16 protein-coding genes and 2 riboswitches are annotated in these 18,103 nt (G+C 31.2%); of the genes, 1 reads left to right on the plus strand and 15 read right to left on the minus strand.

Annotated features, from left to right (window positions below; translation table 11 throughout):
• Positions 1–529 precede the first annotated feature (529 nt).
• The 7 genes from KQI18_RS09385 to metK form a co-directional block, all read right to left on the minus strand.
• The gene (locus KQI18_RS09385) at positions 530–1,342 is read right to left on the minus strand and encodes a ComF family protein (RefSeq protein ID WP_216467525.1); all 813 of its coding nucleotides are present in this window, start codon (positions 1,340–1,342) and stop codon (positions 530–532) included.
• Positions 1,343–1,344: 2 nt separating this feature from the next.
• Entirely contained in the window at positions 1,345–3,564 is a 2,220-nt protein-coding gene (locus KQI18_RS09390; RefSeq protein WP_216467526.1) for an ATP-dependent RecD-like DNA helicase, read from the minus strand.
• A 226-nt stretch (positions 3,565–3,790) separates the two neighbouring features.
• A complete protein-coding gene (locus tag KQI18_RS09395) occupies positions 3,791–4,573 on the minus strand; it encodes an ABC transporter ATP-binding protein (protein WP_216467527.1) in 783 nt (260 codons plus the stop codon).
• An 8-nt stretch (positions 4,574–4,581) separates the two neighbouring features.
• Positions 4,582–5,598: a FecCD family ABC transporter permease gene (locus tag KQI18_RS09400; protein ID WP_216467528.1), complete on the minus strand. Its 1,017-nt coding sequence runs from the start codon at positions 5,596–5,598 to the stop codon at positions 4,582–4,584.
• A complete protein-coding gene (locus KQI18_RS09405) occupies positions 5,588–6,496 on the minus strand; it encodes an ABC transporter substrate-binding protein (RefSeq protein WP_236887717.1) in 909 nt (302 codons plus the stop codon). Before KQI18_RS09405 ends, KQI18_RS09400 begins: the two co-directional genes overlap by 11 nt.
• A gap of 30 nt (positions 6,497–6,526) precedes the next feature.
• On the minus strand, positions 6,527–7,033 hold the full coding sequence (locus KQI18_RS09410; protein WP_216467529.1) for an ATP:cob(I)alamin adenosyltransferase: 507 nt from the start codon (positions 7,031–7,033) through the stop codon (positions 6,527–6,529).
• A 93-nt stretch (positions 7,034–7,126) separates the two neighbouring features.
• Positions 7,127–7,302: riboswitch (cobalamin riboswitch) on the minus strand.
• A 170-nt stretch (positions 7,303–7,472) separates the two neighbouring features.
• Positions 7,473–8,666, minus strand: a complete 1,194-nt coding sequence (metK, locus tag KQI18_RS09415; protein WP_216467530.1) for a methionine adenosyltransferase — start codon at positions 8,664–8,666, stop codon at positions 7,473–7,475.
• A 140-nt stretch (positions 8,667–8,806) separates the two neighbouring features.
• A riboswitch (SAM riboswitch) is annotated at positions 8,807–8,911 on the minus strand.
• Positions 8,912–9,111: 200 nt separating this feature from the next.
• On the opposite strand from metK, the gene yyaC reads away from it, so the two are divergent.
• Positions 9,112–9,621 carry a spore protease YyaC gene (yyaC, locus tag KQI18_RS09420; protein WP_216467531.1) on the plus strand — a complete coding sequence of 170 codons (510 nt, stop codon included), beginning with the start codon at positions 9,112–9,114 and terminating at the stop codon, positions 9,619–9,621.
• A 205-nt stretch (positions 9,622–9,826) separates the two neighbouring features.
• Here yyaC and KQI18_RS09425 read toward each other — a convergent pair whose 3' ends face one another.
• From KQI18_RS09425 to KQI18_RS09460, 8 genes are all read right to left on the minus strand, one after another.
• Positions 9,827–10,708: a hypothetical protein gene (locus KQI18_RS09425; RefSeq protein ID WP_216467532.1), complete on the minus strand. Its 882-nt coding sequence runs from the start codon at positions 10,706–10,708 to the stop codon at positions 9,827–9,829.
• A gap of 990 nt (positions 10,709–11,698) precedes the next feature.
• Positions 11,699–12,127, minus strand: a complete 429-nt coding sequence (gene fabZ / locus KQI18_RS09430) for a 3-hydroxyacyl-ACP dehydratase FabZ (RefSeq protein WP_216467533.1) — start codon at positions 12,125–12,127, stop codon at positions 11,699–11,701.
• A gap of 18 nt (positions 12,128–12,145) precedes the next feature.
• Entirely contained in the window at positions 12,146–13,162 is a 1,017-nt protein-coding gene (locus tag KQI18_RS09435; protein WP_216467534.1) for a rod shape-determining protein, read from the minus strand.
• 205 nt (positions 13,163–13,367) lie between these two features.
• Positions 13,368–13,628 carry a sporulation transcriptional regulator SpoIIID gene (spoIIID, locus tag KQI18_RS09440; RefSeq protein WP_216467535.1) on the minus strand — a complete coding sequence of 87 codons (261 nt, stop codon included), beginning with the start codon at positions 13,626–13,628 and terminating at the stop codon, positions 13,368–13,370.
• A 406-nt stretch (positions 13,629–14,034) separates the two neighbouring features.
• On the minus strand, positions 14,035–14,715 hold the full coding sequence (locus tag KQI18_RS09445) for a M23 family metallopeptidase (protein ID WP_216467536.1): 681 nt from the start codon (positions 14,713–14,715) through the stop codon (positions 14,035–14,037).
• Between the two features lie 62 nt (positions 14,716–14,777).
• The gene (gene spoIID, locus KQI18_RS09450; protein ID WP_216467537.1) at positions 14,778–15,836 is read right to left on the minus strand and encodes a stage II sporulation protein D; all 1,059 of its coding nucleotides are present in this window, start codon (positions 15,834–15,836) and stop codon (positions 14,778–14,780) included.
• Positions 15,837–15,928: 92 nt separating this feature from the next.
• A complete protein-coding gene (murA, locus tag KQI18_RS09455) occupies positions 15,929–17,182 on the minus strand; it encodes a UDP-N-acetylglucosamine 1-carboxyvinyltransferase (protein ID WP_216467538.1) in 1,254 nt (417 codons plus the stop codon).
• 20 nt (positions 17,183–17,202) lie between these two features.
• A complete protein-coding gene (locus KQI18_RS09460) occupies positions 17,203–17,940 on the minus strand; it encodes a YwmB family TATA-box binding protein (protein WP_216467539.1) in 738 nt (245 codons plus the stop codon).
• Positions 17,941–18,103: the final 163 nt, after the last annotated feature.

Here is an 18,103-nt window from a genome sequence, read left to right on the forward strand (position 1 = left end):
TTTGTTATTAATTTGTGAATTAATTAAAATTAAGTAGATTTTGAGATTAATTTAAATATATTTAAACTTTACTGTTTTATCATGTAAGTTAAATAATATTTAACTAGTATCCCTTAATATTTTAATACCCGAATTCAAAGGTTATACACAAATATTTGTTCAACTTTTGAAATTTAATGTTATTTATGCAAAAATTAGAAGGGGATACTTCAAAACATAAAATAAATTCATCTTATATCTCAAAGTATCCCCTTCTTAAAAATAATATTTAGTTGACCTGGTCTTTGCCCCCACACTCGCCTACTGGAGGGTTCGCTTGGGTTCGCCGCACTACTACTCTCTCTCGATTTTATTATCGGTAGGACTTACTTCTAAGCCGCACCATGCTCATTAGCAACATTTTTATCGCTAACTTACGTGGGTCCTTTTGCCTGCGACTGGCATGGACTTTCAACCACAAACCTAAATATTACTTGTTTAGTTTAATATCAAAATCAATTTTTGTCAACATACAGCTTTTTACAGTCTATTAACAATCATTTTTAACATATTTTTCGCTACTTCTAGTTAAGAGTGTTATAACAATTACATCCTTAGCACCCGCAAGCTTTAATACTTTAGAGATCTCATTTACCGTTGCTCCAGTCGTAAATACATCGTCCAAAAGCAGTACTCTTTTGTCTTCAATACATCCAATATCTATATTTTCATTTAGTTTAAAGGCATCTCTTAACTCTTTGCCTCTTTCATCCCTTTTTAGTTTATACAGCATCTCAGTATTTTTATGCCTTACTACAAGTTCTATTAATGATACTCCTATCAGTTTTGATAAGTACTTTGCTATTTTTTCAGATTGATTAAACCCCCTTTTTTTAAGTCTTTTTTTATGAAGAGGTACATATGTTAAATAATCAAATCCAATTCTTTCTATTTCCAATTTTTGTATCATAATCTGAGCAATATATTTACACATGTAAGTCTTAGAGCTATACTTAAGTCCTAATATAAATCTCTTACTTATGTCATTGTATTCTATACACGAAATTGCTCTGTCAAAATAAAACGTTCTATTATAGCAGAAATTACACTCACCTAAAAACTCTTTTTCCAAGGAATAATTTATTTTAAATTTTCCACATTTGCCACATCCATCTAATATAAAGTTAAGCTCATTAAAACAAGTTTTGCAAATAGAATACGAATTTGTCTTTTTTATAGGCCTGTCGCACAATATGCAACTTATATTTTGCGGATATAAAATTTCCAAAAACTCTTTGTAGATCTCGTAAAGTCTGTCTTTAAAATTAAAAAAATCAAAATCTCTATCTTTGCTAAACTTCATTCTTAGCCGATCAGCAACCCTTCTTTTTTAAACTTATTTAGTTTATAACCTAGATTAGAATGTCTATTATTTACTCTATTATTTTTTATCATATATTCTAAGTACTTAACTTCACCAACCAAAACAACAAGTTTTTTTGCCCTCGTAACCGCAGTATATAAAAGATTTCTACTAAGTAGCATCGGCGGTGCCCAAGTAATTGGTATTATTACAACTGGGAATTCACTTCCCTGACTCTTGTGTATTGTCGTGCAGAAACTATGCTCTAATTCATCCAACTCATCGTACGAATACTCTACTATCCTTTCTTGATCAAAAATTGCATACAAAATCTTTTTTTGTTTATCTATATGGTATACGTAACCTATATCGCCATTGTATATTCCTTCACCACTATCACTTTGGTCTTCAGTTTCCCACTTTTTTGTGTAGTTGTTCTTAATTTGCATAATTTTATCGCCTACTCTAAAAAGTCTCTTAGAAAAAGTTTCTTCTACTTTAAATTTTTCTTTTTTATTAAGATATTTTTGAAGTATTATATTTAAATTAGTAACTCCTAAATCTCCTTTTCTCATTGGTGATAAAACCTGAATATCCTTTAATTTATCCACCCCATAAAATTTTGGAAGCCTTTCATTTATAAGCCCTACAATCTCCGCAACTATGTCCTCTGGCTCATCTTTTTTTATAAAGAAAAAGTCTTTTCCCTTTGAATTTAAATACAATGGTTGTCCGTTATTAATTCTATGTGCATTTACAACAATCATACTCTCTTGAGCTTGTCTAAAAATTTCAGTAAGTCTAACGACGTTTATTACATCAGAATCTATCATATCCTTTAATACATTTCCCGCTCCAACAGAAGGCAACTGGTCGCTGTCGCCAACTAGTATAACTCTTGTTCCAACCTTTATTGCCTTAAGTAAATTGTACATAAGTATTATATCAACCATAGATACCTCATCAACAATAACTACGTCAGCTGTAATTGGGTCTTCTTCACTCTTAAAAAACATAAGTTCGTCATCAGTAGAAAACCCCATTTCAAGTAGTCTATGTATAGTTTTAGCCTCTTTATTTGAAGTCTCACTCATTCTTTTAGCAGCCCTACCTGTCGGAGCTGTCAAGATTACTTCTTTTTTATTCTTTTCAAATACTTTGATAATAGAGTTTATAGTGGTTGTTTTTCCCGTTCCTGGACCTCCAGTAATTATTACCAACCCATTATCTACGCACTCTTTTATAGCAGTAATTTGATTATTTGCAAGCTCTATTTCCTCTTCATCTTCAACTTCTCTAATCTGCTCGTCTATATCTACATTTAAATCTTCAAACTTATGCTCTGATAGCTTAACAATTTGCGAGCATACTCCATTTTCTGATAGAAAATATGACATCAAATATACAAGTTCACGGCCTTCTATCTTTTCAATGTGAATTTTCTTATTGTATACCAATTCGTAGATACATTCTTCTATAATTTTAGAGTCTATTCCTAGAAGTTTTACCGCATCTTGTATAAGAGTATTTTTAGGTAAATATGTATGACCGTTATTTAAGGATAGATTTAATGTATAAATAATGCCCTGAGCCACTCTGTTTTTCGAATCCTTCTCCATACCAATTTTTTCAGCTATATTATCTGCTATCTTAAATCCTATACCCCTAATCTCATCAGCAAGTTGATATGGATTGTTATTTATTACTTCTATCGATTTTTCTCTGTATCTTTTGTAAATTTTTAAACAGAAGCTTGGGGTAATTCCAAACGGCGATAATTCTATAATGATATTTCTGAGCTCTCTATCCTCTTCATAACTTTTTACAATTTGTTTTACTTTTTTCCTACCTATTCCATCCACTTCTTCAAGTCTTTCCGGCTCATTTTGAATTACATTTAATGTCTCAACGCCAAACTTATCTATTATCCTCTTGGCCATTTTTTCTCCGATTCCATTTATCATGCCAGAAGATAGGTAGACATAAATACCCTCAAGTGATGATGGAGTTACAGGCATAAATGAATTCACTTCAAATTGTGTTCCATAAACTTTATGATTCACCCATTTACCTGAAACTTCTACGCTCTCTCCTACTGCTAAGGTCGGCATACATCCTACAATAACAACTTCATCTTTTTCATTTACTAAATGTGCTATAGTATATCCGTTATCTTCATTTTTAAATACTATATCACTTACCATTCCTTCTAATCTTTCCATATTCATTCTCCTAAAACGACTAGTATTTCTATACTCGACTCTTCATTCAATTAATATTCATTTTAGCAGAAATAAATTAAAAAGGCTATCACTACAATGAGTTCTCAGTTAGCGATTATAGAAATAAAAAATTATATCTAATAATAAAAATATGTCCATAAAAAAGAGATGTCTATTGATAAGGTTTATTTGAAAAATCCTTAATCTTTAGACATCTCAGTAAAAATTAGATACTTTTTTTAAATTCACTTGTACTTTTCCATTTTTCTAAAGACTCTAACATAAATGAACGTATATCTATATCATATATATTATTAAGAGTCTCACCGTCTAAAACTTTATTAGGTTTACCGCAAGAGACTAACTCTCCTCTGTGGATGATTGCCACATTATCTCCAAAATACTGTACTAAATTCAAATCGTGTAGAACTCCAATAACTGTCTTATTATTTTCTTTCGCCCACTCCGTCAGATAATTTAGTAATTCTATTTGATGTTTTAAATCTAAATGATTAGTAGGTTCATCTAATAAAATAATCTCTGGATCTTGTGCCAAAGTCCTTGCCAAGAATACCCTTTGTAGTTGACCTCCTGATAATTCATCGATCATCTTGTCTTTCATATCGTAGAGACCTACTCTATTTAAGACATCTATTATTATCTCTTTGTCTTCCTTAGTCAAGCTTTTTAGTACACCAGTAGAATGAGCATATCTACCCAACGAAACTGTATCATATACGCTATACGAAAAGTATAACTGTGACATCTGCCCCATAAGAGCTATTTTTTTAGCTAAATCTTTTCTAGAAAAATTTGAGACCTCTTTAGAGTCAAGTTTTATGCTTCCACTATAATCAATTACGTTACCAATCGCTTTTAAAAGTGTACTCTTTCCACTTCCATTAGGACCTACGATACATAGATTATCTCCCTTGCTTACGTTTAAATCCATGTTTTTTACTATATCATTTCCGTCGTAACCACAACAAAGATCTTTAATCTCTAACACTTTATCACCTATCTCTTTTTAAAATACACCCATGCAAAAAATGGAGCACCTATTATTGCAGTTATAGCTCCAACTGGTAATTCAGACGGAGATACAATAGTTCTGGCAATAAGGTCTGTTATTACCATCAGGCTTCCTCCTACAATAAAAGACATTGGTATAACATACCTATGACTTGAACCAACTATTTTTCTGGCTACGTGAGGTGCTATTAAATCAACGAACCCTATTGTTCCACTAAGTGATACCGCTCCACCTGTAAGTATTGAAGCAAATATAAAAAGTTTCTTTTTTACGATTTGTGTATCTACTCCTACAGATTTCGCCTGCTCCTCACCAAATGTCAAGATATCCATCTCTTTAGTAAATTTAAGGACACCGATAGTTCCAATTATAAAAAATGGAAGCACAAGTCGTACATATAACCAACCTTTCATTGCAAAACTCCCCATTTGCCAAAGCGATACGGCTTTTAACTCATTTGAAAAAAGTGCAGTTAAAGTAGTAAGCAATGCATTTACGAAGAGTGAAAAAACCATACCGCAGAGAATTATAGTATTATTAGACATAGATTTATCTATCTTATTTGAAAATACAATTACTAAATAAACGGTAGCTAAACCAAATAAAAATCCTACTATTGGCAAAGTAAAACCACTTATAATTGGAATAGATAATCCACTTATAATAACAATCCCGGCCCCTAATGATGCTCCTGACGATACACCTAGAGTATAAGGAGATGCTAGTTGATTTTTTAGGATCGACTGTACCACAGCTCCACTTATTGATAGACAGCCTCCCACTATAAATGCAAGTAACACTCTTGGAAGTCTAAGTTTCCACACAATAGAAATATTTTTAGGATCTATATTATTATTTCCTATTGATGTGTTAAATATTTTCTGAAGGATTATCACGACTGTATCGTATATACTAATATTGGAACTACCTAAAGAAGTCCCAATACAAATTATTAAAAATGCAAATGCAACACTAATTAAAAGTTTACTTCTATTTGTCATATTTTTCTGGGTAAACAGCCTTTGCCATTTGTTTAAGAGCAAGGATTATATGATTAGATGGTCTAGAAGATGAATCAGTATCTATTTGATGAATATCCCCATTTTTTACTGCTGTGATGTTCTCAAATCCATCCCTGTTTTTAATTTCATCAACTGGATTATCTATATAGTTTACGTTTGTTAGTATTACATCAGGATTCTTATTTATTACTGCTTCTCCACTTGGAGATAACCAGCTCTTCTCATCCGCAAAAACATTATTTGCTCCTATTATCTCTATCATTTCATTTAAAAATGTGCCCTCGCCAAAAGTATATAGGTTAGGAGCTGGAGAAATTTCAAAGTACACTGACTTCTTATCTTTGATTGTTGCTCCTACTTTAGATATATCATCTATTTGACGTTTCATATCACTTACAAGTTCATTTCCTTTATCCTTTACATCTAAAATATTTGATATAAATTCAATATCTTTGTATATACCACCTATACTATCACTACTTGGTAGATAAACTACAGGTATGCCTGATTCACTAACTAATTTAAATGGATCTTCACCAGAACCAGTTTTGTTGTGTCCTGAAGCTATTATAAGATCAGGCTCTAATCCTATTATAGCCTCTGAATCTGGATTCGAAAAATCAATCTTTGTTACATCTTTACTAACCCCTGCTATATTCTCTGAGTACTTATCCACTGCGACCAATTTATCTGCAAAACCTAAATTTGCTATTATTTCTGTATTTGATGGAGCTGTAGATATAATCTTTTCTATTTTATTAGGGACTTCAACTTTATTCCCTGCTCTATCAGTTATTTCTCTTTTTGTTTCCTGACTACACCCTACTAATATAACCATTAGCATAGACATAATAATTGCTACCAACCTCTTTTTCATATGAATCTCTCTCCTTTTTTTCATAAATTACTAGTAAACTCTACTTGTAAATTCTGTTTCCTCAAGACCTTGATCTTTGTTAAGCTTTAGTGCTAAAACAAAGAAATATCCTGAGTATAAATTTACAAAATCAAATAAAATATCATCAACACTATTACCTTGCTCTTTGTGCCTACTCAGAAGTCTAACTAAAGACTTACATTTACTCCTGATTACATGGCAATACGAAGCTTGCGTACATCCTTGTGGAAGTACGAACTTATTAAAAACATCTTTAACCTCTTCTTGAATATCGGTCACTTTTTTTGCAAGCCATGAAAGTTCTTCTTCAGTAACAGCAACTCTAGTTCTTAGAGTTGGATTGATATGATACATTATTTCATTGATTTTGCTTAAATCTTCCGTCAGATCTTCAACTTCGACCATTGATCTAAGTAGGCCTATCATGCTTGAAATTTCATCTGTTAAAATTTCAAAGTCACATCTTAGGTCTGAAGATTCATCATACAAAAAAGGATATGCTAAGTACTTATTCATTTTGATTCCTCCTAACATAATATTGTTAGGTAAAATGCTTAAATTTAAGACTAAAATTGTCTTTATTTAAGTCTAACATCCTACCCGCAGAAGATATTAGCTAATATATTAGGCAGTTCTCCCGGCTTAATTTCATCCTCGATCTTTCCTTCCCGATTTTACTCAGTGGTGTTTTAAGATCTCGTCCATATCACGGTTACTGGGTTAGCTTGGAATTTCCATCCAATTCCCTATTAAGTCATATTGACACCAAATATATTTTTAATCTCTATTCCAATTAAAAATTATCATATTTTTTTATTTTTAGCAAGTTATAAATTTTATCAAAATTTATATGTAATAATGGTAAAAATAAAACAGATACTGTAATGCAGTATCTGTTTTTTGTTAATTAAAATTGAAAACCTTTTTAAAGTAAGAAATATATAATTTTAAATTACTATTTTCCTAGCGCTTCTTTTTTAAGTATTTCTGCTTTGTCCGTTTTCTCCCAAGGTAAATCTATATCTGTTCTACCAAAATGACCATATGCAGCAACTTGTTTATATATTGGTTTTTTAAGATCTAGATCTCTTATTATAGCTCCAGGTCTTAGATCAAAGTGCTTCTCTACTAGATCAACAAGCTTAGATTCTGAAACTTTTCCTGTTCCAAAAGTATCTATGAAAATCGACAGAGGTCTTGCAACTCCGATTGCATATGCTAATTCTATTTCACATTTTTCTGCAAGTCCAGCCGCAACTATATTTTTAGCTACATATCTAGCTGCATAAGCTGCAGATCTATCAACCTTTGTAGGATCTTTACCTGAGAATGCTCCTCCACCATGTCTAGAGTATCCACCGTAAGTATCTATAATTATCTTTCTTCCTGTAAGTCCTGTGTCTCCTTGAGGTCCACCAATTACAAATCTTCCAGTTGGGTTAATGTATATTTTAGTCTCTTCATCAAGTAATTTAGCTGGTATTACAGCTTTTATTACATGTTCTATAAGATCCTTTCTTATCGTTTCTGCTTCTATAGTTTCACAGTGTTGTGCAGATATAAGAACAGTGTGAACTCTTACAGCCTTATTTCCTTCGTATTCTACTGTAACTTGTGTCTTTCCATCCGGCCTTAAATAATCCAACGTTTCATTTTTTCTTACTTCTGATAGTCTTCTCGATAATTTGTGAGCTAATGATATCGGTAATGGCATTAATTCAGGAGTTTCGTCGCAAGCGAATCCAAACATTATTCCTTGGTCCCCTGCTCCTACCTTTTCTATTTCCTCATTTGTCATCTCACCAGATTTACTCTCTAGACCCTCATCAACACCCATTGCAATATCGACTGATTGTTCGTCTATAGATGTAATAACAGCACATGTGTCGCAGTCAAATCCGTACTTTGCTCTTGTATATCCGATATCTTGTACTGTTTTTCTAACTAACTTTGGTATATCTACATAAGCAGATGTACTTATCTCTCCCGCTACTAAAACTAATCCTGTTGTAACTGTAGTCTCACAAGCTACTCTTGAATTAGGATCTTTCCTTAATAATTCATCAAGAATCGCATCTGATATTTGATCACAGATTTTATCTGGATGCCCTTCAGTAACTGACTCTGATGTAAATAAATGTCTAGCCATTTTTATTCCTCCTCATTCTTATTTTTATCTTATCCAATTTCCTTATTCTAATGAATTATTTCTCACGATAGACAATTAAAAAACCTCTTCTATTATTCCACAGAAGAGGTTAATTACCGTAACAATGTACTAATTAACTGACCTCATCTCTCAAGACTAATCGTCTTGTAGGAATTAGCACCTTCTCCCATATGGGTGGTTGCTGGGCTTCACAGGGCCTGTCCCTCAGCCTCTCTTGATAAGGTAATCAAGAATTTAATTTTTTATACTATATAATACTACTATTTTTACTTGAAACTGTCAATATTTTTATGGTGTATGATGTGCGAATTATGTAATATTATTTTGTAAATTTTTATAAGCATGTATATTTTGTGAATATATACAATTAATGGTATTTTATGCTTCAGATATTCATATATATCTTTTGAAGGGGGTGTTCCTATTGTATTTGACCAAAGTAAACTACATTGAGGAAAACGCAGTTGATCTCCTTAGTTCATCCCTCAAGGACATAATAGATGAAGACACCATTGTAGTTTGTATAGGAACAGATAGGGCTATCGGCGACACTCTCGGCCCTTTAGTTGGAACAATTTTAAAAAACAACAGTTATAAATACCCTGTCTACGGAACACTTGATAACCCTATTCATGCACTAAATATATATGAATCTTTAGATGAGATTAAGAATAAACACCAAAATGGCAATTTTTTAGCCATAGACGCTTGTCTAGGATCTGAAAGCACTATAGGAAATATACAAATTAGAGAAGGACCCATACTCCCTGGAAAAGGTGTCGGAAAAAAACTCCCCCAGATAGGAAATTATTCAATTGTGGGAATTGTAGATAAAATAGATGAAAACAATAGGTTTTCGTTTAATAATATACGTTTGAGCTTTATCTTTGATTTAGCTGAAGCTATCGCTCTTTCAATACTAGTATCGACATGATTATTTACATAACAGCAAAGGTAGGTGATATTATGAGGAAGATGCTTAAATTCTTTGTTCCAATTGCACTAATAAGCATTGTTTTTAAAGTATTCTTATTTCCAATTATTTTAAGATATACAAATGATAAATTCTAACTAAAGAAAGGTGTATTTTGGAGTAAAGTTCTATAAAACTTTTCTCTCCCAAATACACCTTTTTTTATTTATCGTATTGTATTATCTTCGACCAATTTTGCAACTCCATTTTTATCTAAGCTTCTTGAAATTATGTTCATCCCTGATATTTGTTTCTTATTCTGATCTCCTACAGTATATAATATCTCTGTATTATATAAGCAGTTAAAAATATTTCTATCCAATTTAAATGGAACTTCGATTTCTTTTTTTTCTCCAGGTTTTATGGTAATACTTTTATCTAGTTTTTCTAGGTCTATTATATTATCATTACTTACTCTAATTGCTTTTATTACTACATCTTCTTTAACTTTATTTTGGATTTCTGTATAAAAGTAACTTTTCAAATAGTCCTGTGTTTCGCGATCTTTAATCTCATAAAAGTTCATAGAGGTTTCACCAATCATAAATTCTAAATCAGTACCAAATACATTCTTAGGGTAAATTGTTAAGTAAAACTTACCTAAATTTATTTTATGAGTACTTTTACTACCAGTTATTTCTATATTTAAATCATCAAATTTATATGTACCTTCATTTTTTGGAATTACATCAATAAGTAGTGAATATGTCTGATAATATTTATTATACTTTCCTCCTCCATCCTCTAATTTTACTATCTGTATATTTTCAATATCTAAAGCATCATTATTATTTATTTTAGCAGTTGACCCTTCACTAAACTCATCATCAAAATCATAAATGTTCATCTGAATCAAAAATCTATCACCGACAGTTGAAATAACATTACTTGACCATTTATTATCGATAATTAATTCTTTATTACTCGAAAGTAACCTTTTATTTTCAAAAGAGATTTTATCTTCTTGATTGTCAGTCTTAATAAACATACATAATACTATTAAAGTTGCAGCAATTACTATTAACCTAGCTATTATACTTTTTGACATAATTTCCTCCTTTAGTATTTACTTTCTTATTGTAATATTTACCAAATCTCTCTTGCAATCACTGTACTTGTACATATGTACTAGTCTTTAATTTTATTACATTCTCTTTAAGAGTATCTACAATTTGTAGTAATCATTTAGAAAAGAAAAGCTTACAGTTAATTCTAATAATACTGTAAAAAAGTAATTCCGAAAAGTACTAAAATAGCCAAATAATAAATTATCTAAATATTATATATCTGGTATGGTATTTAATCTTTTATTATTAAGACAATTAAATTTTATTAATTTGACCATTTTAAAAAGTTTTTTAAAAAAACTGGCTCTAAAACGACTACAGTCGTTTTAGAGCCAGTTATAGATTCTTTTGGATTTTTTCAGAAAACTATTTCGTACATTCTAATCTTAAAGCCGTGTCACCTAAAACTCTCTTCTATCAACTATTTAATTTTGTAGCATCAACTTGTATTCCGAACTTTGTATATTTTATAGGATTATTATTTAATTAGTGGAGTATTTCATCCACTAATATACTATATTCTATTAATGTACTTTTAGTTCGCATTTTGTCATAATTTGTACTTTATTATTTTTAAGTTAATATTTTTAATAAAAATAAAAAGTGATTTCATAATTGATATATAAAAAAACTAGCTCTAAAACGATCTGTAGTCGTTTTAGAGCCAGTTATAGATTCTTTTGGATTTTTTAAGAAGACTATTTCGTACATTTTCAATCTAAAAGCCGTGTCACCTAAAACTCTTCTATCAACTATTTAATTTTGTAGCATCAACTTGTATTCCGAACTTTGTATATTTTATAGGATTATTATTTAATTAGTGGAGTATTTCATCCACTAATATACTATATTCTATTAATGTACTTTTAGTTCGCATTTTGTCATAATTTGTACTTTATTATTTTTAAGTTTATATTTAATAAAAATAAAAAGTGATTTCATAATTGTATTTTATTTTGTTGAATTATTATTTACTTTTCAACTAGCGCAAACATAAGGTCTCCCTTGCACGCAAGTTCATCCCCAACATATGCCTTAGCAGTTGCTTTACCAATATTTCTTCTTATTGAAATCATCTCTATTTCCATTGTAAGTGTATCACCTGGTCTTACTTCTTTCTTAAATCTAACATTATCTATCCCAGCAAACACACCTAATTTTCCTTTGTTCTCATCCATAGACATCATAGCTACAGCTCCAACTTGAGCAAGTGCTTCTATTATAAGAACACCAGGCATTAGAGGATATTCTGGAAAATGACCTTGGAAAAATGGCTCATTAGCAGTTACATTTTTTATACCGACAGCTCTTTTCCCTACCTCTAATTCTATTATCTTGTCCACTAAAAGAAATGGATATCTATGTGGGATTATTTCTTTAATTTGATCTATATTTAGCATATTCCTACTCCTTAATCTCTATCTCTTAAATGATCCACCTGTCTCTAACAAATCAATAGATCCAAGAGCTATTCCTGTTCCTTTAGCTACACATGAAAGTGGTTCATCAGCTATTGTTACATTTATACCAGTACTTTGCACTATACGCTTGTCCAATCCGTAAAGTAAAGCTCCACCGCCAGTCATTATTATTCCAGTATCACCTATATCAGCAGCTAGCTCTGGAGGCGTTTTTTCAAGTACTGTATGCGTTGCAACAACTATTTGCTCTATACATTCATTTAATGCTTCTAGGGTTTCTGATGAATTAATTTCTACTGATACTGGTAGACCTGTTACAAGGTTTCTACCTGTTACTTTCATAGATACAACTTCTTCTCTTTCAAAAGCACTACCAACTTCAATTTTAATCTTCTCTGCTGTTCTCTCACCTATAAGAAGATTATGTTGTTTTTTCATGTATCTAGTAATCGCTTCATCAAATCTATCTCCGCCCACTTTTATAGATTCACTTACAACGATACCACCTAATGAGATTACTGCCATATCGACAGTTCCACCACCTATATCTATAATCATAGTTCCATTTGGTTGTGCAATGTCTATACCAGCTCCTATAGCCGCTGCGATAGGTTCTTCAATAATATATACCTCTCGTGCTCCAGCCTCTCTTGTAGCCTCTTCTACGGCTCTTTTTTCTACATCTGTAACACCCGTAGGAACACATACCATTATTCTAGGCATAAAAAATTTACCAAATCCTTTTTTCTCAGCTATCTGGTCTATAAAATACTTAAGCATTTTTTCTGTTACATCGTAATTTGATATTACCCCATCCTTTAGTGGCCTAATGGCAACTATATTGCTTGGAGTTCTACCTATCATTCTTCTAGCCTCTTCACCAACAGCTAATACCTTTTTAGATTTTCTTTCTATCGCTACAACTGAAGGTTCCTCTAGTAATATTCCCTTCCCACTAACATAAACAAGCACGTTTGCTGTACCCAAGTCTATGCCTATATCAGCTCCAGCCATGTCTTCAACTCCTTTTATGATTATTGATTATATTCTATTAAATTAAAGTTATATTTATATATCATTCTAAATTTACCTTTTATATAGTATTTACAAAATATTATCCTTATAATACAACATATACAAAAACTTTATTTTAGTCAAGATGAAATCCTATATTTACCATAATATTTAAATAATTATAAAAAAATGTAGGCATAGTAACCTACATTTTTTTGTAATCATTTAAGTATTTTAATTTTGTTGCCATTCCTCCTCTGATATGTCTTTCAGATTTGTTTTTATCAAGTACGTTTTTAACCTCTTGAGCTAGGTATGGATTTATCTCTTTTAATCGCTCTGTAACATCTTTGTGAATAGTGCTTTTACTTACTCCAAAAGTCTTTGCTGTTTGCCTTACTGTAGTGTTTTTTTCGAGTATATACTTTGCTACCACTACTGCTCTTTCTTCTATATGCGATTTCAATGATTCCCCCCCTCACATAATAGCTTTAATGATATATATGTAAAAATGAGGGAAAATATAACAAAGGCATGTTCAAATTTAACTAAGAATTAATTTGGATTGAGTATATGACTACAAACTGGATGTAAAGTCGTGTTATCCGGGACTATGCAATTTCCATCTTATATATAAGAAAGTGAGGGTTTTGGATTTGTAAGACATTAAAGAAAAATAGGGTGCTAACTCAGTGATATTATCACTTTTAGCACCCTTTAAAAGCTTATTATTTTAAAATTAGTTTGCTTATTCTCATTACTATTTGCTTTATTACAAGTTATTATTATTTGCTACAATTTATATTGATATTGTCATATATCGATTTGAAATTAGCTAGATGTCACTAGCTGACTGATAGTTACTAGAATTTCTATTTTAATAATTCTGATGGATCGATCAATTTATCGTTTTTATATACTTCTAAGTGTACGTGAGTTCCGTCTTCGCTCTCTGCTCTAGAAGAATCTCCAACTTTTCCCATAACTTGACCTTCTTCAATCTTTTGATCTTTTACAACCTTAGTATCCTTATCAAGATTTGAATAAACTACTACAATTCCTTTATCTTCGTCTTTTACTTTTACTGAATATCCGTATTTATCACTACTAAATACATCCTCTACTACTCCATTAGTAAGAGACTTTACCTCTGAACCTTTCTCTGAGCTTATATCTAATGCTTTATGAATCTCCCACACATCTAAAGTTTTAGAATATGTAGGCTCTTTCTCAGAGTATCCTCTTAGGATTTCAGTCCCTAAATAAGATAACTTTGAAGTCTTGTTCTCTGCTTTGCTTACATCTTTATCATCTTTTTGTTTTGCATTTTCAAGGTTTTGCTTTGAATCAGTGGCAGTAGGTACTTTGTCATTTTTATTGTTTTCAATTAGGTGTATTTCGTTATCTTTATTAGAATTCTCTAATTTTTCGTTATTAGAGGCTAATTTATCTACATTACTGTTTGTAAACCAAACCCCGCCTACTGCTATTAGGCAAACACATACAAATAAAGATAAATAAAAACCATCTTTCTCTAATAGCTTTTTCTTCATATTGCACCTCCAAATATATTTGTACATTTGGATTATTGACGTCATTTTATGGTTTTATACATCTAATATACATCTTTTATACTAGTATTTGAATAATAGTGGGATAATATTTCGTAATACTTAGAACCGCCTTTCGCCATTCCTTCTGCTCCCCATTGGCTCATTCCAACGCCATGACCATATCCCTTTACATTAAAAACTAAATTATTTTTATCAAATGCTATTTCAAAATTTGCTGAATTAAGTCCAAAGATTGTTCTTATATCTGTTCCAGCAAATGTCTTGTTTCCAATCTTTATTTTTTCTATAGCACCACCTGAACTTTTTTTAACTATGCTTATTTGTCTTCCTAAATCCTGTGCACTTAATGATATTGAGCTATTATTTTTCTTCATTGAATTTACAAACTCATTATTACTAATACTAATTTGGGATGTAAATTTGGGTGATATTTTATCATAAGGACTTTCTACCGATTTCAAGTAAGGGTAATTTGCAGAGAAGACTTCCTCACAGTTTTCTGTTTTCCCTGATGACGTTGAGAAGTACAGTGGTAGAATCGCCTTGTTTTCGTAGGTTATTATTTGTCCCTTAGTTGATTTCACAGCTTCTTGAATTTTAGAATATCTACTCTTCATCCAACTATTTCCATTAATTTTTTGTAGTTCACTGTAGCTTTTATACTCTTGGCAGTGTCTAAAATCTGTACAAACTACGGCATTTTTATGTTTGGATGGATAAGGTCTATCCATTTTGTACATTACGTAAGTCCTTGCAGCTATCGCCTGCGCTCTTAATGCCTCAATATCAAAATCTGGAGACATCTCTCCAGCCAGGACCCCACTTAAGTATTCTTCAAGATCCATTTTTTGATATTTACCTAGTTTATGATTATATATATCTATTTTTGGTGATTGTTTATCAACTTTTTCCAGGTTTAATATCTTTTCACTTTTTACATCTGATTTATTTTCATTTTCTTTTTTATCCGATTTTGCAACAGTTATTTTTTCTCTGCTACTAGCCAACTCTGACTCATCGTACGATACAGCTGTTATCAAAATAGGTGCTGTAATTGAACATACAACCAGACAAAGTAAGATCAAAATAGGGTTCTTCATATACTCTCCTCCTAGCATTTAGCTTTTACCTTAAAGTATATGAACAACCCCTTTATTTTATGTTTAATTTTTAAAATTATAACTAAAAAATACTAGTCTTCAACTATATCTATATTTCCACCTAAAGACTTGATTTTTTTGTCTATATCAACGTAACCTCTTTGAATATGATAAATTTCTCCAACTTGAGTTTCACCTTCCGCTATAAGTCCACATAGTATTAGTGCTGCTCCAGCTCTTAGATCTGTAGCATTTACTTTTGCTCCATGAAGCTCATCAACTCCATTTACAACAGCACTTCTACCATCTATTTTTATGTCTGCACCCATTCTGTTGAATTCAGCAACGTGCATAAATCTATTTTCGAATACAGTCTCTATAACTACACCAGTACCGTTTGCCACGGTAAGCATAGCCATAAATTGAGCCTGAACATCTGTAGGGAATCCTGGATGTGGTAGAGTTTTTATGTCAATTGGCTTAAGTACTTCAGGACCTATCACTCTTACTGAATTTTCCATCTCAGTTATTTTACAACCAGCTTCTCTTAATTTAGCTATAACAGGCTTTAAATGCTCAAGTAGAACATTTTCTACTACTATGTCGCCCTTTGTCATTGCAGCAGCACACATATAAGTAGCAGCTTCTATTCTATCTGGAATTACATTATGCTCAGCACCTTTTAGTTCTTTAACACCCTTAATTTTTATAGTGTTAGTACCTGCACCTTTTACATTTGCACCCATTTCATTTAAGAAATTGGCCAAATCAACTATTTCTGGCTCTTCTGCTGCGTTTTCTATAATAGTAGTTCCGTTCGCAAGCGTTGCGGCCATCATAATATTCTCAGTTGCACCAACAGACGGGAAGTCTAAATAAAGCTTACTTCCTTTTAGATCATCAGTTTTTGCTTCTATAAATCCATGGTCCATTTCTATCTCAGCACCTAATGCTTTAAAACCTTTCAAATGTAAATCAATAGGTCTTGTTCCTATAGCACAACCTCCTGGCATAGAGATCTTCGTGCTGTTAAATCTAGCTAATAGCGGTCCCATAACTAAAAATGACGCTCTCATCTTCCTAACTAATTCGTAAGGAGCCTCACAAGTCTTTAACTTGCTAGCATCTACTGTTAATGTATCGTCTTTGTACTCTACTTCTGCACCTAGATGTCTAAGTAAATTTGATATAACATGAACATCTTGTAGATTTGGAACACCATGTAGTGTTGACTTTCCGTTTGCTAATAATGTTGCTGCTATTATTGGTAATACTGCGTTTTTTGCTCCATCTATTTTAACACTACCTTTAAGTGGATTACTCTTCTTCACTATTATTTTTGCCATTTTGCATTTCTCCTCATTAATTAATAATCTATTTTTATAATTGGACTTGCGACATAGACGTACGTTTCCCCAATATCTTCCTTGTACCTAATCGCTATATTTAAATTTATCTTTTTTCCTAAATAATCAAGTTCGCTGTATCTTAATACTTTACCATATGCTACAGCTGATAAAAAGTGTTTCTTATTTATTTTATGTATTTCTTCAGCACTCATATTATATAATATTTTGTGCAAAATATCATCATATTTGTCAATTTGTAACTTTTTTGTGTATTTCCCTACAATACAGGCATACACTTCCGTGTTATTTGAATAATTATTTAACACTTTTTCAAGCTGGTTATAATTATCCTCTATATGTTTATATACCTTGTGTTCTGATATGTCAACCGTAATATATGTTTCGTGTGAACTTTTTTTGATTCCCTTTACAGTAATTTTTATACCTTCTAATTCGACATTTACAAAAATTTCGTTCGTTTTATTATTCCATATTTCGTTATACTCTATCTTATTTTTTGGAACATTAAAAATCTCTACTATATTTAATAGTACTTTTTCCATCTTTTCTTTTGATATATTGTATTCTATTTCTGAAATATACTTTACATTATAAAATTCATAATCCGCATTTACACATTCTAATGAAGATTTCAGTGTACTATATTTCGAATGTATATTTGAATCGGCATATGATATCGCAGCTCCTAATATTATCAATAATGTCAAACTTATAATTATTTTTACTTTCTTCATTTTAATCCCCCTAGATAAAAAATAATTTTTTATAATTATATATTTCTAATTATTGACATTATTTACCTGTGTATACTTGATAAAAATTTAATTAAACATTTGTGGGAAATTATTATTAAATAAAAAATAGACATATCTATTAACCTATGTTTAATAGAATATG

The sequence above is a fragment of the Metaclostridioides mangenotii genome (assembly GCF_018917235.1).
Lineage (GTDB): Bacteria > Bacillota > Clostridia > Peptostreptococcales > Peptostreptococcaceae > Metaclostridioides.

Bases quoted from the DNA above. Each gene is read 5' to 3' on its own strand.
- KQI18_RS09385 (WP_216467525.1), bottom strand. From the start codon at position 1,342: ATGAAGTTTAGCAAAGATAGAGATTTTGATTTTTTTAATTTTAAAGAC.
- KQI18_RS09390 (WP_216467526.1), bottom strand. From the start codon at position 3,564: ATGGAAAGATTAGAAGGAATGGTAAGTGATATAGTATTTAAAAATGAA.
- KQI18_RS09400 (WP_216467528.1), bottom strand. From the start codon at position 5,598: ATGACAAATAGAAGTAAACTTTTAATTAGTGTTGCATTTGCATTTTTA.
- KQI18_RS09405 (WP_236887717.1), bottom strand. From the start codon at position 6,496: ATGAAAAAGAGGTTGGTAGCAATTATTATGTCTATGCTAATGGTTATA.
- KQI18_RS09410 (WP_216467529.1), bottom strand. From the start codon at position 7,033: ATGAATAAGTACTTAGCATATCCTTTTTTGTATGATGAATCTTCAGAC.
- metK (WP_216467530.1), bottom strand. From the start codon at position 8,666: ATGGCTAGACATTTATTTACATCAGAGTCAGTTACTGAAGGGCATCCA.
- KQI18_RS09425 (WP_216467532.1), bottom strand. From the start codon at position 10,708: ATGTCAAAAAGTATAATAGCTAGGTTAATAGTAATTGCTGCAACTTTA.
- fabZ (WP_216467533.1), bottom strand. From the start codon at position 12,127: ATGCTAAATATAGATCAAATTAAAGAAATAATCCCACATAGATATCCA.
- KQI18_RS09435 (WP_216467534.1), bottom strand. From the start codon at position 13,162: ATGGCTGGAGCTGATATAGGCATAGACTTGGGTACAGCAAACGTGCTT.
- KQI18_RS09445 (WP_216467536.1), bottom strand. From the start codon at position 14,715: ATGAAGAAAAAGCTATTAGAGAAAGATGGTTTTTATTTATCTTTATTT.
- spoIID (WP_216467537.1), bottom strand. From the start codon at position 15,836: ATGAAGAACCCTATTTTGATCTTACTTTGTCTGGTTGTATGTTCAATT.
- murA (WP_216467538.1), bottom strand. From the start codon at position 17,182: ATGGCAAAAATAATAGTGAAGAAGAGTAATCCACTTAAAGGTAGTGTT.
- KQI18_RS09460 (WP_216467539.1), bottom strand. From the start codon at position 17,940: ATGAAGAAAGTAAAAATAATTATAAGTTTGACATTATTGATAATATTA.